Source organism: Pontibacter brevis (assembly GCF_054779655.1).
Map to the genome: position 1 here is coordinate 45227 of NZ_BAAGXV010000011.1, position 18799 is coordinate 64025.

19 protein-coding genes are annotated in these 18799 nt (G+C 48.9%); 4 read left to right on the top strand and 15 right to left on the bottom strand.

All coding sequences use genetic code 11. The features are described from left to right. Positions 1-49: 49 nt before the first annotated feature. Positions 50-988, top strand: coding sequence for a ribokinase (locus tag ACYVB1_RS02690; RefSeq protein ID WP_460920252.1), 939 nt, complete (start codon positions 50-52; stop codon positions 986-988). Positions 989-1040: 52 nt separating this feature from the next. Here ACYVB1_RS02690 and ACYVB1_RS02695 read toward each other — a convergent pair whose 3' ends face one another. From ACYVB1_RS02695 to ACYVB1_RS02705, 3 genes are read right to left on the bottom strand one after another with little or no spacing between them, the layout of a single operon-like run. Beyond that, positions 1041-2141, bottom strand: a complete 1101-nt coding sequence (locus ACYVB1_RS02695) for an ATP-binding protein (protein ID WP_460920254.1) — start codon at positions 2139-2141, stop codon at positions 1041-1043. Continuing rightward, positions 2090-2968: a tetratricopeptide repeat protein gene (locus tag ACYVB1_RS02700; protein ID WP_460920257.1), complete on the bottom strand. Its 879-nt coding sequence runs from the start codon at positions 2966-2968 to the stop codon at positions 2090-2092. The genes ACYVB1_RS02695 and ACYVB1_RS02700 overlap by 52 nt, the downstream gene beginning before the upstream one ends. Then, positions 2965-3429, bottom strand: a complete 465-nt coding sequence (locus ACYVB1_RS02705) for a DUF1569 domain-containing protein (RefSeq protein WP_460920259.1) — start codon at positions 3427-3429, stop codon at positions 2965-2967. The genes ACYVB1_RS02700 and ACYVB1_RS02705 overlap by 4 nt, the downstream gene beginning before the upstream one ends. A 489-nt stretch (positions 3430-3918) precedes the next feature. Between ACYVB1_RS02705 and ACYVB1_RS02710 the strand changes: the two genes are divergently transcribed. After that, on the top strand, positions 3919-4404 hold the full coding sequence (locus tag ACYVB1_RS02710; protein WP_460920261.1) for a VOC family protein: 486 nt from the start codon (positions 3919-3921) through the stop codon (positions 4402-4404). A 103-nt stretch (positions 4405-4507) separates the two neighbouring features. Here ACYVB1_RS02710 and ACYVB1_RS02715 read toward each other — a convergent pair whose 3' ends face one another. The 4 genes from ACYVB1_RS02715 to ACYVB1_RS02730 form a co-directional block, all read right to left on the bottom strand. After that, positions 4508-5302 carry a TIGR02757 family protein gene (locus tag ACYVB1_RS02715; protein ID WP_460920263.1) on the bottom strand — a complete coding sequence of 265 codons (795 nt, stop codon included), beginning with the start codon at positions 5300-5302 and terminating at the stop codon, positions 4508-4510. A gap of 83 nt (positions 5303-5385) precedes the next feature. Further along, a complete protein-coding gene (locus tag ACYVB1_RS02720) occupies positions 5386-6105 on the bottom strand; it encodes a pirin family protein (protein WP_460920265.1) in 720 nt (239 codons plus the stop codon). 172 nt (positions 6106-6277) lie between these two features. After that, entirely contained in the window at positions 6278-7066 is a 789-nt protein-coding gene (locus ACYVB1_RS02725; protein ID WP_460920267.1) for an XRE family transcriptional regulator, read from the bottom strand. 345 nt (positions 7067-7411) lie between these two features. After that, positions 7412-7567: a hypothetical protein gene (locus ACYVB1_RS02730; RefSeq protein WP_460920270.1), complete on the bottom strand. Its 156-nt coding sequence runs from the start codon at positions 7565-7567 to the stop codon at positions 7412-7414. Between the two features lie 129 nt (positions 7568-7696). Between ACYVB1_RS02730 and ACYVB1_RS02735 the strand changes: the two genes are divergently transcribed. Continuing rightward, on the top strand, positions 7697-9079 hold the full coding sequence (locus ACYVB1_RS02735; protein ID WP_460920272.1) for a S8 family serine peptidase: 1383 nt from the start codon (positions 7697-7699) through the stop codon (positions 9077-9079). 72 nt (positions 9080-9151) lie between these two features. Here ACYVB1_RS02735 and recQ read toward each other — a convergent pair whose 3' ends face one another. Further along, positions 9152-11293 (bottom strand): DNA helicase RecQ, encoded by a 2142-nt coding sequence (recQ, locus tag ACYVB1_RS02740; RefSeq protein ID WP_460920274.1) that lies wholly within the window; start codon positions 11291-11293, stop codon positions 9152-9154. Between the two features lie 172 nt (positions 11294-11465). Between recQ and ACYVB1_RS02745 the strand changes: the two genes are divergently transcribed. After that, entirely contained in the window at positions 11466-11801 is a 336-nt protein-coding gene (locus tag ACYVB1_RS02745; protein ID WP_460920276.1) for a four-helix bundle copper-binding protein, read from the top strand. A gap of 81 nt (positions 11802-11882) precedes the next feature. On the opposite strand, the gene ACYVB1_RS02750 is transcribed toward ACYVB1_RS02745, so the two are convergent. From ACYVB1_RS02750 to ACYVB1_RS02780, 7 genes are all read right to left on the bottom strand, one after another. Beyond that, positions 11883-12221: a phage holin family protein gene (locus ACYVB1_RS02750; protein WP_460920278.1), complete on the bottom strand. Its 339-nt coding sequence runs from the start codon at positions 12219-12221 to the stop codon at positions 11883-11885. Between the two features lie 216 nt (positions 12222-12437). Then, the gene (locus ACYVB1_RS02755; protein ID WP_460920280.1) at positions 12438-13508 is read right to left on the bottom strand and encodes an agmatinase family protein; all 1071 of its coding nucleotides are present in this window, start codon (positions 13506-13508) and stop codon (positions 12438-12440) included. Then, on the bottom strand, positions 13501-14832 hold the full coding sequence (gene speE, locus ACYVB1_RS02760) for a polyamine aminopropyltransferase (RefSeq protein ID WP_460920283.1): 1332 nt from the start codon (positions 14830-14832) through the stop codon (positions 13501-13503). Before speE ends, ACYVB1_RS02755 begins: the two co-directional genes overlap by 8 nt. A gap of 196 nt (positions 14833-15028) precedes the next feature. Further along, a complete protein-coding gene (locus ACYVB1_RS02765) occupies positions 15029-15844 on the bottom strand; it encodes a putative phage abortive infection protein (protein WP_460920285.1) in 816 nt (271 codons plus the stop codon). A gap of 48 nt (positions 15845-15892) precedes the next feature. Next, the gene (locus ACYVB1_RS02770) at positions 15893-16540 is read right to left on the bottom strand and encodes a chemotaxis protein CheC (RefSeq protein WP_460920287.1); all 648 of its coding nucleotides are present in this window, start codon (positions 16538-16540) and stop codon (positions 15893-15895) included. 78 nt (positions 16541-16618) lie between these two features. Next, positions 16619-18271 carry a chemotaxis protein CheA gene (locus ACYVB1_RS02775; RefSeq protein WP_460920289.1) on the bottom strand — a complete coding sequence of 551 codons (1653 nt, stop codon included), beginning with the start codon at positions 18269-18271 and terminating at the stop codon, positions 16619-16621. Positions 18272-18433: 162 nt separating this feature from the next. After that, on the bottom strand, positions 18434-18799 hold the full coding sequence (locus ACYVB1_RS02780) for a response regulator (protein ID WP_460920291.1): 366 nt from the start codon (positions 18797-18799) through the stop codon (positions 18434-18436).

Below are 18799 nucleotides of genomic sequence, written 5' to 3' on the forward strand. Positions count from 1 at the left end.
GTAACCAAAGAAGGAGCAATATTTTCACCGCACCCTCAAATAAATAACAATGGACGGAGCCTATATCCTTTCTTTAGGAAGCATCAATAAAGACATACAGGTAAGAACTGAGCGCTGGCCGGACCCTGGGGAAACGTTATTAGCGCATGATTTTATGACACTGGGAGGTGGGAAAGGCGCTAACCGCGCGTTCCTGGCGCGCAAACTCGGAGCTCCTGCACTGTTACTGGCCCGAACCGGCGACGACAGTGAAGCACAGGAGGCACTAAACCCTTTGAAAGAGGCAGGCATAAACCTGGAGCATGTAAAAAAACTACAGGGTCAGCGCACAGGCCTTTCCATGATAGTTGTGCGGGCTGACGGCAAGAAAACCATCATCCTCTCCGCTAATGCAAACCAGAATTGGGAACCTGAGGGCCCGGACCTGGTGAAACAGGCTATCGCAGATGCTCCTGATGGCTCCGTGCTCGGCGTGGATTTGGAAGTGCCCGCTACTGTTGTAAAACAGGCAATGGAGGCGGCCATAAAGAGAAAACTCAAAGTCGTTCTGGATCCTTCCCCCGCTGACCAGATGCAAGAGGACTATTATGAACTGGCAGACTATCTTACGCCAAACAAGTCAGAAGCCGAGCGTATTGTTGGGTTTGAAATAAAAAATAAAGCCGATGGTTTCCGCGCATGTGAGGAGATCCAGAAGAAAGGTACACGCCACGTCATTATAAAACTTGGGGAAGAAGGTTTTGTCATGACTTCAGTCAACCAACGTCATTTTGTGCCGGCTCCGGATGTGGAGGTGACAGACACCACAGGTGCAGGCGATGCTTTTGCCGGTGCTCTTGCCTTCGCTGTCTGGGAGGGACAGGAAGCAGGAAATGCTTTACGCTTTGCTGTAACAGCCACCTCTCTTGCCACAGAAACCTATGGCTCACAACCGGCATACCCTGACAAAGAAACAATAGAAAGAAAATTAGAAGAGTTTAATTTATAGGAAAAGAAACCTCCTGCTCTTTTATAACAGGAGTTAAAAAAGATGCTTTGCGCTACTGCGGCAGCTGCAGCGTAAATTCACTAAACTCCCCTTCTTCTGACTCCACACGGAGCACGCCGCCATGGCCTTTGGTTATGATCTCGTAGCTAATGGAGAGGCCAAGACCTGTCCCCTGTCCTGTTGGCTTGGTAGTGAAAAAGGGCTGAAAGATCTTGTCTTTTATTTCATGCGGCACGCCGATACCGTTATCCCTTACCCTGATTTCTACTTTCCCGTCCTGCTGATGCGTTGTCACTTTCAACTCCGGCTGATAGCCGTTACCGGTTTGCTTTAGCTTTTTCTGCGTAGCGTAAAAGGCGTTATTGTAAAGATTAAGCAGCACGCGGCCGATTCCCTGTGGTACCGCGTTCACTTTTGCCAACCCTTCTTCAAACTCAGTAACAAGTTTAGCTACAAAGCTTTTGTCTTTCGCCCGGAAGCCATGGTACGACAGGCGCAGGTATTCATCTGCCAGCACATTCAGATCAACAGGTTGCTTCTCCCCTCCTGATGCCTTTGAATGCTCCAGCATGTCTTTTACAATACTGTCGGCTCTTTTACCGTGGTGGTGTATTTTTGCCAGGTTATCTTCCAGCATTTTAATGATGTCATTTTCCAGGTCGGCATCTCTTACTTCTTTTTGCCTTTCTTCCTGCAGCTCCTGTATCAGCTCTATGCTTACCTCCGAAAAATTATTCACGAAGTTTAAGGGGTTCTGTATCTCATGTGCCACTCCGGCAGTAAGCTCCCCCAGCGAGGCCATTTTTTCAGACTGTATTAACTGCTCCTGCGTGTTCTGCAGCTTTTCGTAGGTTTTCTTCAGCTCTATATGGCGAAGGCGGTGAATTTCCGCTGCTTTTCTTTCTGCTTCTATCTGGTTGGAGAGCTCCAGGTTTTTAAGTTTGGCACTAGCCGAAAGGTTGATGACTTCTTCTTTGTTCAGGTGGAACTGCTCATAGTACTTTAGGGCCTTTTCGAAATCTCCCGTTTTCCTGTAGACTTCTGAAAGGGCGAAATAGACATCGTACAGGAGGTACTTCAGGTTTGCCCCAATGGCGGTAGCTAAAGCCTGTTCCAGGTAAGCAATGGCCTCCTCGTGTTTTTCGCAAGCCATACCACTCTAGCCATGCTGGTACACAAACGGCAATAGTTAGCCGGGAAAGGGTTAGAATGCTGCTTTGCCTGTGCCAGTGCCTCTGCATAAAGCGCTTCCGCCTCACTGAGCCTGTCCAACTTGTAATACAGGTCACCGAGGTAGTTCATAGAAACCAGCCACCCATGCATCTCTCCTATCTCTTTCCGGATGGCCAGGCTCTCCAGCAGATGCGCTTCCGCCTGTTTAAATTGCTGCCACTGCTGCTCAATGATAGCCACACCTACCAGCACAGCTGCAATTCCTGCACGGTCATTTATTTTCCTTCTGATTTCGGTACTCCTGGCGTAGTGTTTATAAGCTTCTTCCGGATTTCCGAACTGCACGTTTATGTAGCCCAGCTGCATCAGGCAAGCCGCCTCCCCTTCCTGGTCACCAATGGCTCGCCGCAACACAAGGCTTTGCCGGCTGGACTCCAGTGCCTGGTTATAGTCGCCGATGCTCCTGTACACAAGGCCCGCATTATAAAGCGCACGGCTCCTCCCCTGTTTATCTTTTAACTTTTTGAATATATGGGCTGCTTTAGTAGTTAATTCCAGGGCCGTGCTATAATTAGCCAGCACCATTTCCGCAAACCCTTGGTTCAGGTAACCGTCGGCCACCCCTTTTCGATAAGCCGCCTCTTCTGCAAGCGCAATAGCCTCCCGGCTTCTTTGCAAAGACAAGGAAGTATCGGTGTGCCTTAACTCATAGGCCAGGCGATTTAACAGGTCAACCCTGCAAACTGTATCTTCAGATACCTGCAGTTGTTCTTCCAGAAGCTTTATACTTTCGGTGATAGCACTCAAATGCCAAACTGTGTAAGGTGGTAATCAGCATGGGCATACGCTAAGTATCCCCAGTCGTTTCTGCTCATCTTTCCGAAGACTGTGTGCGTTTTGCTTAACGCAGGAGTACGAATCAGCCGCTCTACTATGGCTTTGTACTTTTTCTTTTCAGATTCAATATCCTCCACTGCTATTCCCAGGCCCACTACATCCACCTCCGGGAAAGTCTTCACGTTACCTTTTTCCCTCCCCGGGGGTTTGATATTGCTCAGAAACATCCATTTAAACAGCGTGCGGGTCATGAAATTGCTCCTGTCAGGCATTGGTACTTCATCAAATGCCATGCGGTTTGCCTCCGTAAGATGGCGTATCATCTGGGTTGCAGTTAGCTTGCCCCACCTGCCTGGGGTATCTGGCTGGAGCTTATCCACCCGCTCAAAAAGCAGCGGTTTGATTTCGGGTTCGAAAATGCTGTGCTTCATCTGAAAAAGATATGAATAGAGTTTGAATCTTATATAAACAGAACCAACACAAGAAATCTTCTGCACTTTACACCCACAAAATATACTATATTTTTTCTAAATAAATTTAAAATTTCGAAGATTTTATCTGTGCACCTGTTGCACTGTCTTACGGCCTTCTGTCTCCTTGTACCGCAGTTTCAGTGTATGGATATCTTTTGTTGCTGCGGCCCCTTTGCTGAGGTTTTTTTCTGGTACTTCAGGTCATCCAAAGGCAACTTGCAGGGTACTGGAAAAATGCGGTTTCGAAAAAGAAGCAGTGCTAAAAAAGCTATCAACATGAACGACAGGATTTTGAATGAAACCAGAAACGGTATAATCAGGAAAGACAATGCCACATCATCATTGGAAGTAAACTGGTGTCCCTTGATTGCAGTCAAATATTTGCGGCTTTTGACCTGTTTTGATAAATAATCTGTATCTTGATTTAACCAGATATACACCGCTTTTATGAAAACCAGCCTCCGTTTCATATTCTTAGTTTTATTCAGCCTTTCGCTGCAAGCTGCAAGTGCGCAGACTACAAAGCAGGACAATGCTCCAACCATCGCGCTGAACCATATTGCCATGTATGTGCACAACCTGGAGAAGAGCACCGCTTTCTATGAGAATGTATTACAACTTAAGCAGATTCCGGAGCCTTTTAAAGACGGAAAACACACCTGGTTCACACTTGGGCCTGCAGGTCAGCTTCACCTGATCCAAGGAGCAGAACAGAACATAAAACGCGACAAAAATGACCACCTCTGCTTTAGTGTTCCATTAATAGAGGACTTTATCGCCAACCTAAACAAACAACAGGTAAACTACACCAACTGGCCCGGCACTGCCAAAGCACCCACTGTGCGCGTGGACGGCGTGAAGCAGGTATACTTTCAGGACCCGGACGGACACTGGATAGAGGTAAATAATGATACTATAAGGAGACAGCCCTAGTTAAGTGTGCTGCATTTACCTTCCTCCACTGAAGCGATAGCGAAGAAGATTAGGATAGTACCACCTTTCTGAGGTGCATCAGAGCCAGGGAAATACCTTTTCGCTAAAACTTTTCCTCTATCCCGAGGCCGAACAAAGCATAATCATACTTCACCGGGTCGTGTGGGTCGAAATCTCTTAGATGTGCGGTTAGCTCCGCGGCTGTTTCCCAGTCCATGCCTTTTCGCGTGATGAGACCGAGGCGGCGTGCCACCCGCTCCACATGCACATCGCACGGACACACCAAGTCACTCATTTGCATTGCGTTCCACAGGCCAAAATCCACCCCGGCATTATCTTTCCGCACCATCCAACGCAGGTACATATTTAGCCGTTTGCAAGCAGACTTACGGGCAGGAGTGGCAATGTGCTTGCGCGTACGTTGTGGCGCATCTTCCAGGCTGAACACCAGGTTATGAAAATGCTCCAGCCTGTCTTTCTGATTCTGATACTCCTTCTGCTCACCGGTAAAGGCTGTTTCGAGGGAATCATGCTGTTGGTAGTACTGCCGAAAAAAGTAAATCAGGTACAGCAGGTCGGTGTCGTTGAAAGTACGGTGCTTAAAACCCAGGAAGCGCTGCAGGTCATGCTCCTGGTGGTGCAGGATAAAATCGTGTGGCGCATTGTCCATGAGCTCCATCAGTTTCAGACAGTTGTTGATGATGGTTTTGCGTTGCCCCCATGCCAGTATAGCCGCAAAGAAGCCGCTGATTTCAATATCCTGCTTCTTCGTGAAGCGATGCGGAATAGAGACAGGGTCGTTCGGGATAAAAGCAGGCTGGTTATATTTCTCAACCCGATCATCAAGCAAAGCTTTTATAGATGGAAAGTCTTTGTACATTATAAAAAATAGCAGCATGTTTGCACAGGCTGCTATAAAATAAGTTGCGTTATCAAATTAAGGTACATGGCTGACAAAGAAACCAGCTGTACCGTAAATTCTTAATAGTTAGCCTCTGCGGCAGGCACATCAATCAGCAGGAACCTGGCATCACTTCTACCATGCAGCGATACCACATCCAGAAACTCCAGCCGCACCTGGTCATGCTTGTCCACCTCCATGTTATTGACAAGCATGCTCCCATCAATCAGATAAATGAGGGTCTTGCGAATTTTGAAAGTCTTAAAGTCATAGTTCTCGCCCTGCCCCAGGCTACCATAGTATACAGTAGAATTCGAGTTCATATAAGCCACATTCTCCAGCACCTTCTGCCCGGTCACCAAAGGTACGAGGTTGTTTTTCGTATCCAGAAAGTCCAGCGTCATAGACTCGTAGGACGGTGCTAAACCACGCTTGTTTGGCAGGAACCACAACTGGAAGACGTGAAGCGGGTTGTCAGTTTCATTCGTTTCGGTCACGTTGATTCCCTTACCAGCAGTAATTCGTTGCACGCTTCCCGCTTTTACGGTTGCTTCATGCCCCAGGTCGTCTTTATGCGTCAGTTCTCCGTCCAGCACAATATTAACAATTTCCATCTCCGCATGCGGGTGTGTGGGGAACCCGGAATGAGGTTTGATGATATCTTCGTTAAACACGCGCAAAGGCCCGAACTCAACATTATTAGGGTCGTAGTAATCGGCAAACGATAAATGGTAGTGGGACTTCAACCAGTCCCCTACTTCTGCATTATGACGCTCGGCGGCGGTTATCAGTGTGATCATAGTTTTGTATCTGGTAGTACGTTTGTGTTTGAATATGTGCTTTGGCTTTGCTATGGCTTTACGCATATTGTTCTTTCTTGTTAGAAAATAGGCTGATTGGGCAGTGTCGGGCATAAAAAAAGCCTGGCACTGCTCGTAATGCAATGCCAGGCTTGAATAAATGCCCTGCGTTTTAGTCGACTTTCTTAAGCTTTTGCACCTCTTTCTGAAGGTCCAGCACAATAGATGAAAGCTTATCCAGTGACAGGTCAGCAATCGGAAAGGTGGAGCTGATATAAGACTTGGCTTCCCAAATCTCCACCACGTCCTCTACATGTACCTCGTACGGCGAGTACACCGGGTTGTCGGAGTGCAAGTGTAATACCGCTGTATCTTTGATTTTATTGAATACCCGCTTGAAAACCACCCCTTCTTTCTGGCTCACAATAATACACGGCGTGCCGTCCTTTATCTGGTTCCAGTCTTCTATATAACGCCCTACGATCACGGTGCCTGATGCGATCGGCAACATGGAATCGCCACTTATCTCAAAGGCTCTGAAGGTACCGGTAGTACCTAGCATAGGCAAGCGGAAGCGTGGCAGGTCTTCTATAAACTCAGCATCGGCATAACCATTAAGGTAACCGGCACTGGCCTTGTAAGGCACCAACTCTATATTTTCTTTTTCTTCGTCGTTTACGGTGATGGCCAGCACGCGCATGCTGCCGCCGGTAGTTTTAGCCTGCCCATCGGTAGCCGCGCCTCTTACTCCTTCTCTTGTTAAATCTGCCGTAATGAGTTCGTCAAGCGACACATCGAAAAGCTTTGCAACATTCACCAGCGTACTAAGCTTTGGTTCTGCTCTGCCCTCCTCATAAGCCCCGACCAACGATCGCTTTATATCTAATTTCTCTGCCAGTTGCGCCTGGGTGAGTCCAGCGCCCTTGCGCAAATGCCTGATGTTTGAAGTTACCAGTTGCATATATAGCCTAAGCTTTAGTTCATACTTCTCTGTGGCTACATCGCCACTTGTTTGTAAAAATACTAAACGCAAAGCAATATTACTAATTATTTTAGCAGTTTTTGCTAATAAATTTAAAATTGTACTCCTATAAACGAACTTAAAAAGATTCACTCAACATAACAGGCAAAAATAGTTTATAAAATACAATTTTTTGTTGTAACCTCACCAGCTATATATTTGGTTTATAGCTTTTAAATCAACTACATTTACAATATTAAAAACCGCTATTATTGGAGATATGCAATAACTCTACAAAATTAACATTCCCTAATATATCACGATTAAATCCTATCAATGGCAGTGTTATTCTCCTATCAAGAGGAGTTCCACCTCCATAACGGGAGTGGTATGTCTGTAGGTTTTTGATAGAAAAACAACCGCCTCCGTCGCAAAAGCAGGAAAAGGCTCCTTTGGAACAGTGCCTGCCTGCAACCGGATAGCCGCTTCCGAAAATAGCATGCTGCCAGAAAATACACCCTTATATAATTGTATGCTATGTTGTTAACAAGCACTTTAAGAAAATCCTTATCCTGTGTCGCGCTTGCATCTGTGTTGGCTCTCACTTCCGGTTGCCAGAAGGAAGACCTTATGGAAGATCAATTCTCATCCCCTGTCGCTACTGATGCTTTTAGCCATGGGCAGCCAATTGAAGGGCAATACATTGTCGTGTTTAAAAATGGCAACACTGGTGTCGCCTCAGGCAGTGACGGAAACAACTTTTCAGCCGTGCGGGCCTCAGAAGCCAAAATACGCCAAACGCTATATGAAGCCTCCGGCATTAACGCTGCTGTTGTGAGCCAGGTGTATGAGGGGGGTATAAGAGGTTTTGCCGCCCGTCTTACGGAAGAGCAACTTGCTGCGCTCCGCAGCAGGCCGGAAGTAGCCTATGTGGAGCAGGACCGTTACGTTTTTCTTGGCAAGGCATCCAGGGTTATCTCAACGAAGGGAGGTACCAAAGGAGGCAGCACCAAGGGCGGTGGCAACGGGAAAGACAAAACTGTTACACCGGATCCGGAACCAGAACAGCCGGCACCAGCTGAACCTGCTCCTACAGAGCCTGCACCAACTGAACCAGAACCAACGGAACCTACCCCTTCAGAACCGGAACCAACAGAACCAGAACCAACAGAGCCTGCACCAACTGAGCCAACCACTCCGTCTGAACCTGCAACAGCAGCGCCAGCCTACCCTACTATTGCGCCTCTGGCGGGTGAGCATGTGCCCTGGAACATTGAATTGGTTGGCTACGGAGACGGCACAGGCAAAACAGTTTGGGTAATAGACTCTGGTATAGATACCGACCACCCGGACCTGAACGTAGATCTGAACAGAAGCTTGTCTCTTATCTACCAGAACCCGTCTGTTGAGGACGGCTTCGGCCACGGCACTTCTGTTGCCGGCATCATAGCTGCTAAAAACAACGGCTCCGGTATGATTGGGGTAGCAGCCAACGCTACCATCATTGCCCTGCGTGTGTTTGATGATGCAGGAGCTGGAACACTGTCAAGGGCTATTAATGCTGTAAACCACGTGTCCAATAACGGAAAGCCAGGTGATGTAGTCAACATGAGCCTGGGCAGCGGCATGTCTACTACCCTGGATAATGCGGTGCGGACAGCAGCAGCCAAAGGCATTCTTTTCGCCATAGCAGCAGGCAACAGTGCCGTGGACTGCTATGAGAGTTCTCCTGCCCGTGTAGATGCGCCCGGTGTTTATACCGTTTCTGCTATGGATATATACAGGCGTTTGTGGGACAAATCAAACTATGGTGCTTCCGTTGATTTTGCAGCCCCTGGTGTGAACGTGACTGTTACTACAAAAGGAGGCGGCTTTAGTGGCGGGGCCTACGGCACTTCCATGGCTGCGCCTCACGTGGCGGGCGTGCTGTTACTAAGAGGTACCGTGTTCTCACAAGGCACCATCACCGGCGACAAAGACAATATACCGGATCCGATAGCATCGGTTAAATAAGCATTCCCAGGTTAAAACAGGAACGGCTGCCCTTTGAGGGCAGCCGTTCCTGTTTTAGGGATTCAGTTTTTATCAGGCCCAGGAATTCTGCTTTTTATAGATAGAGACGCACAGCCGGATTTTGTAGTATTCATACTGTTCCCCAAGTGCCTCATACAAATCCTTCAACTTCGCCTCTGTACCGTGCCTGGAAATGGCGATGGCAATGGCTTTGTATTCTGCCTTCGTCACATACTTCGACATGTCTACGTTGTAGCCTTGCTCGTAAAGCGTGGCCAGGTGAGAGTAAATGGTAACAGGGTTAAGGTTCCGCTGCCTGGAGATTTGCTCTACTGTGTAGCCTTGCTGCAACATCTCAAAGGTGGCAAGGTGGGTGGCACCTTTCATTTTGTTACCCTTTGCCTGCTCTTCGTTAATGAAGTCTATGATTTCCGTGATGAAGGCATCGCCAAACCTGTCAAATTTTTGCGCCCCTACCCCTGATATGGACAGCATGGCAATCCGGTTGGTTGGGCGCTCTGCTGCCATCTCCTGCAGTGTGCTGTCAGTAAACACCACGTAAGGCGGCACGCCCATTTCATCTGCCAGGCGCTTCCGTAGTGCACGCAGGCGATCGAAAAGGGCATCCTTGATCAGCTCCCGCTTCGGACGTGGCTTCACAGCAGCTTCTTCTGCCTGCTTCACTTCCTCAAACTTCACTAACTGCACCTGCTTGCCATCGAACAGCACCTTGCGGCTTTGCTCTGTCAGCTTCAGGGTATAGCCCTGGTCATAGGCCATTTCCACCAAACCACTGTTCAGCATCTGGTGCAGGTAGCGGTGCCAGTCCAGGGTGTTTATATCGCGTCCGGCACCGTATGTCTTGATTTTGTCGAAGCCAGATTGCAGCACCTGGCTGTTGCGTGCGCCACGCAACACATCCACCAGCAGGCCCATGTTGGCGCGCTCCTGCGTACGGGCAATAGCCGAAAGCGCTTTCTGCACCAGCTGCGTCCCGTCGAAGGTGGTGGGCGGGTTGCGGCAGATGTCGCAGTTGCCGCAGTCCTTCTGCATGGTCTCCCCGAAATACTGCAGCAGAATACGGCGGCGGCAGGCGGCAGCTTCCGCAAACTGCTGCATACGCTCCAGCTTTACCAGCTGCAGCTCTGTCTGGTTCTTATCGCTTTCGTTTTCCTGCAGCATGTTGCGCATGTTCATCACATCAGCAAAGGAGTAAAACAGCAGGGCATCCGCCTTGGCGCCATCACGCCCGGCACGGCCAATTTCCTGATAGTACCCTTCAATGTTTTTAGGCAGGTTGTAGTGAATCACCCACCGCACATTAGACTTGTCGATGCCCATCCCGAACGCCACCGTAGCGCAGACAATCAGCACATCATCTTTCAGGAAAGCCTCCTGCGCCTTCGCCCGCTGCGGGGCAGACATACCAGCATGGTAGAAGGTGGCGTTAAAACCATTCTGTTTCAGTTTCTGTGCCATCGACTCCGTTGCTTTCCGGCTAAGGCAGTAGATGATGCCCGGCTGCTTAGGCCGGTTGCTGATAAACTCTGTTATTTTGTTAAACCGGTCGCGCCCCGGCTTCACCGTCAGGTTGATGTTTGGCCTGTCGAAGGAGGCGACAAACACTTCCGGATTCTGCAGGTACAGCTGCTCCTGTATGTCTTTCTGGGTGAGTTTGTCGGCCGTGGCTGTAAGGGCGATGACTGGTAAATCAGGGAACTGCTGCTTCAGGGCTTTTAGTTGTGTATACTCCGGCCTGAAGTCGTGCCCCCAGGCGGAAATACAGTGAGCCTCATCCACAGCAAACAGCGACACATTTACCCTGCCCAGGAACGACAGGAAACCAGACGAAAGAAGCTTTTCAGGCGACACGTACAACAGCTTCAGCTTTCCCTCCAGGCAGTCGTTCTCAATCTGATACTGTTGCTCCGGGGTTTGGGAACTGTTGATGTAGGCAGCAGGAATACCGTTTGCCACTAGCGCCTCTACCTGGTCTTTCATCAGGGCTATCAGCGGAGACACCACCACACACAATCCGGGCTGCACCACTGCAGGAACCTGGTAACAAACCGACTTCCCCCCACCTGTTGGCATCAGTACCACTACATCCTTTTTCTGCAGTACACTGTTGATGATCTGCTCCTGCATGGGCCGGAACTGCTCATATCCAAAATATAGTTTCAGGGCTTCCCTCGCCTCTCGTATCGTTACCATGTCTTTGTCTCTTAAAGCCTTATATTCGCTTTATCAGCCTCCAATTTTCTTTACAAAGGTAACCATTATTTTCTGCATCTGCAGGTTCAGGGACCACACCTGCACTGCTGAAATAACTATACCCTCTCCCACCCGTATTTTAGTGCACAAAGTAATATTTAAAACCAAAGCTATGAAATCAGAGATAACGAACAACTTAGAGCACGTACTGGTAAAATGCATGACAGCCTGCGAAACCTGCGCCACCCTTTGCCTGCAGGAAGATAATGTTAAAATGATGGCGCGCTGCATCATGCTAGACCGCGACTGTGCCGACATCTGCCTTTTAACAGCACGCTTTGTGGCTCGTAACTCCGACCATGCCAAGCATGTAATGAAGGAGTGTATTGAAATTTGCCGCCTGTGTGCAGAAGAATGCCGCAAGCATGAGCACGACCATTGCCAGAAGTGTGCGGATGCCTGTGAAGAATGCGCCAGCGCCTGCGAGGAGTGGATGCAAAAGAAATAAGCGCTCCCGGGCATACAAAAAAAGAGGCGGGGCCAGCACTGTTTGCTGGCCCCGCCTCTTTTTTTGTATGTTTTTATCCCCTTAGCGCGCAAATATCATATCCAGCACAGCGGTAGTGACAGACATGACAAGGCTAAACAGCAGCGCCCACAGGAAGCCGTCTACAGTGAAACCCGGCACAATGGCACCAGCCAGTAAGATAATAAGTGCATTGATTACCAGCAGGAACAGGCCTAGCGTTAGAATAGTAACCGGAATGGTCAGGAAAACCAGTATCGGCCTTACAATCGTATTTAATATGGCCAGCACAATAGCTAATATAACTGCCGACATAAAGCCTGCTATATGCACACCGGGTAAAAGATATGATGAAAATAAAGCAGCCGCCACAACAATCAATAGTTTAATAATCAATCCCATAGTTTTTTTTTCTGGTTAAATTTTATGCGTCATTGTTGTGTCTTCCTTACGGTGGTACCGTTATAAAGATAGCTTCTGCTTATTTCTCTAGGCTTATGTAAAAGAGAAACCCTCACAGGCACGGCGGCCTGCAAGGGTTGACAAATACTATCTTAAAAAGAGAATGCCAAGGTTATCAGCACCCGCTGAACATACAGCAGCGCTCCGACTGAAGACCTATAACTGGGCTTCCAAGCGCTTCTGTGAAGCTGCCATCATGTTGCATAGCTTTAGCAGCACGCGGGCACCCACATTGCCATTCCATTCTGTATCGCCGGGCGCTACTTCACACAGGTCAAACCCGATGATTTCGCGTCCAGATTTCACCAGCTGCTTTATCAGGAACATGGCCTGCTCAAACTCCAGGCCACCTGGAACCGGCGTACCTGTTCCAGGGCACAGTTTCGGGTCCAGCCCGTCAATGTCAAAGCTGACGTACACTTTCTGGGGCAGCTGCGCTATTATTTTCTTGCACTCTTTCTTCCAGCTGTCGCCTTCGAACATCTTTTCCTTCATTTTCGCATCATAGAAGATGGTCACACGGCCATTCGACTGCTCTGCCAGCTCTGCCTCGGACTGCGCCAGGTCACGGATACCCACCTGCACCAGTTTCTTTACCTGTGGCAGTTTCAGGGCATTGTACATGATAGAGGCATGGGAATACTCAAAGCCTTCGTAAGCCTCGCGCAAATCAGCATGGGCGTCAATCTGCAGGATGCCGTATTCTTCGTTCTTCTCTGCCAGGGCGTGCATCAGGCCAAGCGGTGTGCTGTGGTCGCCGCCCAGCACCCCTACCAGCTTGCCTTGCTCCAGGTAATCCAGCGATTTTTGCTTCAGCCATTGCAGAAACTCCTCTCCTTTTTCCGTTACCTCAGCTGGCAGGTTTTCGAACTGCTCCTTCCCTTCTTCAGGGCTTCCGGCCTCCAACCAGCTGATATAAGCATCGGCCTTCTCACGCAGCACATCACTTGTAGCCGCCCATTCCTCAGAAATCTCCTCCATCGCAATACCCAGTTTCCAGGCATCTTTGATGTTTGGCTCGTACAAATCTAGTTGTGGGGAGGCATCTTTCACCGCCTGCGGGCCCTTTGCAGTACCGGCACTGTAAGACACGGTAACTTCCCAGGGGGTAGGAATTATCACTACTTCAGATTCTTCAATTGTAAAAGGCAGGCCAAACAGGCCTCCGCTGATATCGCCAACTCCGTTTGGGTCGAAATTGGCTATTTTTTGCTCTTTGCTATTCATTTGTTGGTTCTGCAGAGTATTGTTTAATTGCATTTTCAGATCCGTTTACCAGCAGCTCTTTCACAAAATTTGGAAGCGCAAAGGCTGCGGCATGGATTGCCTCGTTGTAGTATTTCAGGCCTTGCTCCTGAGAGAACCTGGCTGCGGCCTCCTGGTCGAAGCGGAGCGGGTGCGATGCGCCCTTAGATGAATAAGAGAAGCTCCAGGTGCCTGTTGGGTAAGTAGGAATGGCTGCCAGGTAGCAGTGCACCTTGTCCTGCCCGAAGATCTGCTTATAAGTATCATATATCTCCACAAACACGCCACTGTTAAAGCGGGGCGACTCTGACTGCGTTACCATCACGCCGTCCGGGGTCAGGCAACGGTATACCTGGCTGTAGAACTCAGCGGTAAACAGCCCCTCTCCCGGCCCAACAGGGTCAGCAGAATCCACAATAATGAGGTCGTAGCGGCCATCTTCGCACTCATTGATATACTTGATGCCGTCTTCTATTAACAGGTTCAGGCGCGGGTTATCGAAAGAAACGGCTGTTTCTGGCAGGTGAAGTTTGCAGGCTTCTATCACCAATTCGTCGATCTCTACCAGTGTTACCTCTTCCAGTTGCTCGTGTCGCAGCAGTTCGCGCACCGTACCGCCGTCTCCGCCGCCTATCACTAAAGCACGCTTTGCCTTGGTGTGGCTGAACATGGGCACGTGTGTGATCATCTCATGGTACACATACTCATCTTTCTGTGTGCACATCACCATGCCATCCAGCGTCAGCATGTTGCCATAGGCCAGGGTTTCGTATACTTCCACGCGCTGGTAAGGCGAGTCTTTCTTGTAGAGCTGGTTCCCGGAGTGCTTCAGCGACAGGGCGATATTCTCATCGCGCTCCGTAAACCACACATCCCGCGTAATGGCGCCGTCTGCCTCCACCGTTTTTGGAGGTAAGCTGCGCAGGGAGTCCAGGTTGAAGTCTGTGCGCTTCAGCAAACTCAGCTGCCCACGCCGCAACTCCATAGAAGAACCATGGCCGGACTCAAAAGCCTCTTTCAGGTAATTGTAAGATACCCACGGATCAACAGAGTCGCCACAAGTAAAAAGGTCTACAGCCGCGTACCCATACTCCGGCCAGGTATGAATGGCCAGGTGGCTTTCCTGTATCACCACCACCCCGGAAACGCCATAGGGCGAGAAATGGTGGAACGTGCTGTTGATGACGGTTGCTCCGGCCGTTTCAGCAGCGGCCACCATGCTGTTTTCTATATGAACGACATCGTTCATCAGTTCAGGAGAGCAATCGTAAAACTCAACTAAAATGTGTCTGCCTAAAGCGTTCATCAATGGGTATGAATGGTTAAAAATTGATAAGACAGCAAAAAAACGAAATCTGCCGCTAGTATCAAAAGTGAAACATAAGTACAAACATATACTGCATTGGAGCCCAATGTGTTAAATATTTACACCGTTTCTTCCCCATCGTCCTGCAACAGCCCCGGCAGGACAAGGCATTTTATATTGGTCCCATACAGCCCTGTTATGCTGAATGCAGCTCTTTCTGGATAATCGCTTCTACCTTGTACTCCTCCACCAGGTCCTCGAACACATCAAAGGCGTCGTCAAAGGCAGTGAACTCTTTCAGCAGGTTAAACTGGGCGACATGATAAATCAGGAACAGTTCTGACTGTGTGAAACTGGCTTTCGTGATAAAACTGTAATACTCGCCCTTGTCGTGGGTTTCGGAGCGATAGCGCTGGATGAGTTTGAACAGCACGCTTAGGTTTTTGAGGTAAGGGTCCAGGCTGTTCTGGTAAAAGGAGAAGTGGTAGGTAAAGTAATCGCGGAAAATATTAAACAGTGCCTCCTCCGTCCTGTTCTGTGGCTCCAGGTCCCGTACTTTCTGTATGAACGAGGACAGCACCTTCTCCTGGAAGAAGACGAAAAAGTTAGTCCCCTTCCACTCGCTCTTGTTAATGTCAAAAGCGGCAAGGGAGTCAATGATATCGTTGTGTTTGTTGATGAAGCTGATGTACAGCGTGGAGAAATTCTGCTGCTGGAAAATTTTCTGGGTCTTGTGCAGCTCGAAACGCTGCAATTCAAATTCCCGCTTCTGGTAGGTGAGCGTGGCAAAGAAAAGAAACACCCCAGCCAGGGCCCACAGTGAGCCTACAATGCCACCGATAAACTCGCCATATTCGCCAAAGGTTCCTCCTTCCCTTTCTCCGGGTGCTGCGTATAACTCTTGAATGAGGTCAAACTTAATGGTTCCCCATATCAGTACGACGGCTCCAGCTACTATAAGCGCATAACCCGTTATCTCGTACCGACTCAGATTCTGCTTCGTTTTAGGCATGCAAACTGAAGGTATAGCTTTTTTTAGCTACACTTACTGCTATTCCACCTAATCGGTTTCCGTTAAATTGTTTTTGCCAAGCTCAAACGTGCGGATGGTATCCAGCATTTTCAGCAGTGTGTTAGTATCGAAGAACAGCAGCAGCGGCAACTCAACGCTTTTGGAGTTGTGGGTGAATTGGGTGACAACTGTGAAGACAAGCGGCTGAAACAGCGGGTGCTGCACCAGTATGCCTTTTAGCGAGTCGGCAATATGGCTTTTGGGGGCTTTTGGGGGCGAACCATAGATGTTGGCTTTAAGAATATTGGCCAGCTGTGTTACAAGTGCCCCCGTGATAATGTTGCTTATTTCAAGCAACAATGACTCCTGCATTACAGTCAGTTCTCCCTTCTGCACCTCCAGCATGCTCAGGCAGATTTCGGAAAGGCGCACAACATGGTCATCAGAAAAAAGCATGAGGGTGGCACCGTTAAACTCCCCCTTTACATCAGACTGAATGATAACGTGCGTATCCTCATATCTTGCGACCAGATTCAGCAGATCCTTTACCTCTATCAGCGTGATATCGGGCACCTTCAGCAGCACCTTGTCTTTTGCGATGGCAGCAAAAGAATCTGCTGCACGGGCTAGCCCGATATTCAAGATCTCCTTGATTATGTCTCGCTCTAACTCCGTTATATGAGGTTCCGTTATCATTTTGTCGCCTTTAAATTTTAGCTTTCCTGCCCTTCAGGCACGCTCAAAACTCATTTCCTGTCACCTGAAAAACAAACTTTAAACATGCTCCTGTGCCTGCCTCCTGTTAATAAAATAGCGTGTGGTGGCTGGTACATCCAACACCAGGCACACTTTACCTGTCCCTAACAGGGTTACCCCCCCATACAGGTCAATCCGGTCGAGTGGCTTACTCATAGGCTTTACCACAATATCCTGTTGCCTGTATAATTTATCTACTATCAAACCTAATTTCCTGTTGTTATAGGATACCACCACAATGTTCTGCACCTGACCCTTTAATCGGCTCTTGTCTCCCAACCGCATCTGCCCCTCCTCCGCATTCAGCAGCTCGTGCAGGTATACGAGGGTTATGGCTTCTCCTTTCAGGTCAGCGATCATGACATCGCCCACCTCATGTATTTCATCTTTATCCAGCGCTATTACCTGCTCCGTGTGGATGAGTGGAATAGCGTAGAATATTTCATCCACCTCGAACAGCAACGCTCCCTTCACCGCGATAGATGTTGGTAGCTGCATCGTGAAGGTAGTACCTTCTCCTATTTCCGACTTTACCATCAGCCTTCCGCCAATGGAGTCTACCGCATTTTTCACCACATCCAGCCCAACACCGCGCCCTGAGAACTCTGTTACTTCTTTGGCTGTAGAAAAGCCCGGCTCAAACAGGAACATCAGCGCTTCCGCTTCCGAGATTCCCTGGGCTGCATCTGCCGTAATCAGGTTCCGCTCCACCGCAGTGCGCTTAATCAGCTGGTAATCCATTCCCCTGCCGTCGTCAGAGAGTTCAATCAGCACATTTTCCCGGTCACTCTTGGCGCTCAGAACCAGGTGCCCCACACGTGCTTTCTCTTTCTTTTCCCGCTCTGCCGGCGTCTCCAGGCCATGTGTCACTGCATTCCGGACCAGGTGCAGCAACGAGTCTGTCATGATCTGCAGAATATTACGGTCAATCTGTATGTTCTGGCCGATAAGCTCCAGGTCCACCTCTTTTTTCTCTGCTGCTGCAATGTCGCGTACAATCCGCGGAAACTTATTAAAAAGCGACCCGATGTTTACCAGCCGTGCATCCATCACGCTATACTGCAGGTCTTCCGTAATGCGGTACAGGTGCGCGCTAACTGTCTTCAGCTCATCGTTGCCCATGTCTTTGCTGATAGAGAGGATACGGTCGCGGTCAATCATCAATTCCCCCACCAGGTTCATCATGTGGTCCAGTTTTTTAATCTGGATGTACACCAGGTCCGACAGCGACAGGTTTTTGGAAGTGTTGTACTTCTGCACCTTCGCCAGCTCGATGGCACTGTCAGACAAATTCTCTACAATGATGTCGAGGTTGCGCAGCAGCACCGGGTCTGGCTCTGTTCCTTCTTTACTGTCGATGCCTGTGATGAGCTCCCCCAGGAGGTCAATCCCATCAAACAGCACCGTCACCACTTCATCACTGAATGCCAGTTCCTTGTTGCGGATAAGGCTGAAAGCCGTCTCCAGCTTATGCGAAACATCTGAGATCTGAAGATAGCCGATCGCCTTGGAGTTGGCCTTCAGGTTATGCAGCAAACGGAATATTTCGGCCAGCGTCTGTTCGTTGTCCGGCTGTTTTTCCAGGGTGCTGATGTGCCTGTTCAGAGCATCGAAATACTCCAGAGCCTCTGCAATAAATATTTCTTTATACTCCTCTTCTCTTGATTTCATGTTACGCTGTCAGTTAAACTGACTTGTTGCTGCCTACCACACTCCTGCCCGGGCTTCGCTTAAATAAAAGGGCATTGTATGCTTTACTGCCTGCTTTTAAATGAACTATCGCAAATGCCTTAAAAGGCTTTACCCCTGAAGCATTTTTATAGTGGCGGGCTGTTATTCTTCTGCTAAAACTTTACTTACCACCTCCAGCACTTTTTCTTCTGAAAATGGCTTCACGATGTAGGATTTAGCCCCATACTCCATCGCCTCATTTACAATTACTTCCTGCCCTACAGCGCTCACAATGATTACTTTCATGTCAGGCTGCTCTGCCTTGATGCCTTTCAGCACATCCAGGCCAGTATTGTCTGGCAGGATAACATCCAGCGTGATCAGGTCGGGTTTCGTTTCCCTTGCCAGTTCCAGCGCTGTTTGTCCGTTTGGTGCCTCCCCTACTACCTCGTAACCTGCATCTGACAGCATGTTTTTCAACAAGGTGCGCATGTAGAAAGAGTCATCTACTATCAATATCCTTTTCAT

Excerpts from the sequence above, each read along its gene's own strand:
- ACYVB1_RS02690 (WP_460920252.1), top strand. The coding sequence starts at position 50 with ATGGACGGAGCCTATATCCTTTCTTTAGGAAGCATCAATAAAGACATA.
- ACYVB1_RS02695 (WP_460920254.1), bottom strand. The coding sequence starts at position 2,141 with ATGGCTTGCGAAAAACACGAGGAGGCCATTGCTTACCTGGAACAGGCT.
- ACYVB1_RS02705 (WP_460920259.1), bottom strand. The coding sequence starts at position 3,429 with ATGAAGCACAGCATTTTCGAACCCGAAATCAAACCGCTGCTTTTTGAG.
- ACYVB1_RS02710 (WP_460920261.1), top strand. The coding sequence starts at position 3,919 with ATGAAAACCAGCCTCCGTTTCATATTCTTAGTTTTATTCAGCCTTTCG.
- ACYVB1_RS02715 (WP_460920263.1), bottom strand. The coding sequence starts at position 5,302 with ATGCTGCTATTTTTTATAATGTACAAAGACTTTCCATCTATAAAAGCT.
- ACYVB1_RS02720 (WP_460920265.1), bottom strand. The coding sequence starts at position 6,105 with ATGATCACACTGATAACCGCCGCCGAGCGTCATAATGCAGAAGTAGGG.
- ACYVB1_RS02725 (WP_460920267.1), bottom strand. The coding sequence starts at position 7,066 with ATGCAACTGGTAACTTCAAACATCAGGCATTTGCGCAAGGGCGCTGGA.
- ACYVB1_RS02730 (WP_460920270.1), bottom strand. The coding sequence starts at position 7,567 with ATGCTATTTTCGGAAGCGGCTATCCGGTTGCAGGCAGGCACTGTTCCA.
- ACYVB1_RS02735 (WP_460920272.1), top strand. The coding sequence starts at position 7,697 with ATGGAAGATCAATTCTCATCCCCTGTCGCTACTGATGCTTTTAGCCAT.
- recQ (WP_460920274.1), bottom strand. The coding sequence starts at position 11,293 with ATGGTAACGATACGAGAGGCGAGGGAAGCCCTGAAACTATATTTTGGA.
- ACYVB1_RS02745 (WP_460920276.1), top strand. The coding sequence starts at position 11,466 with ATGAAATCAGAGATAACGAACAACTTAGAGCACGTACTGGTAAAATGC.
- ACYVB1_RS02750 (WP_460920278.1), bottom strand. The coding sequence starts at position 12,221 with ATGGGATTGATTATTAAACTATTGATTGTTGTGGCGGCTGCTTTATTT.
- ACYVB1_RS02755 (WP_460920280.1), bottom strand. The coding sequence starts at position 13,508 with ATGAATAGCAAAGAGCAAAAAATAGCCAATTTCGACCCAAACGGAGTT.
- speE (WP_460920283.1), bottom strand. The coding sequence starts at position 14,832 with ATGAACGCTTTAGGCAGACACATTTTAGTTGAGTTTTACGATTGCTCT.
- ACYVB1_RS02765 (WP_460920285.1), bottom strand. The coding sequence starts at position 15,844 with ATGCCTAAAACGAAGCAGAATCTGAGTCGGTACGAGATAACGGGTTAT.
- ACYVB1_RS02770 (WP_460920287.1), bottom strand. The coding sequence starts at position 16,540 with ATGATAACGGAACCTCATATAACGGAGTTAGAGCGAGACATAATCAAG.
- ACYVB1_RS02775 (WP_460920289.1), bottom strand. The coding sequence starts at position 18,271 with ATGAAATCAAGAGAAGAGGAGTATAAAGAAATATTTATTGCAGAGGCT.
- ACYVB1_RS02780 (WP_460920291.1), bottom strand. The coding sequence starts at position 18,799 with ATGAAAAGGATATTGATAGTAGATGACTCTTTCTACATGCGCACCTTG.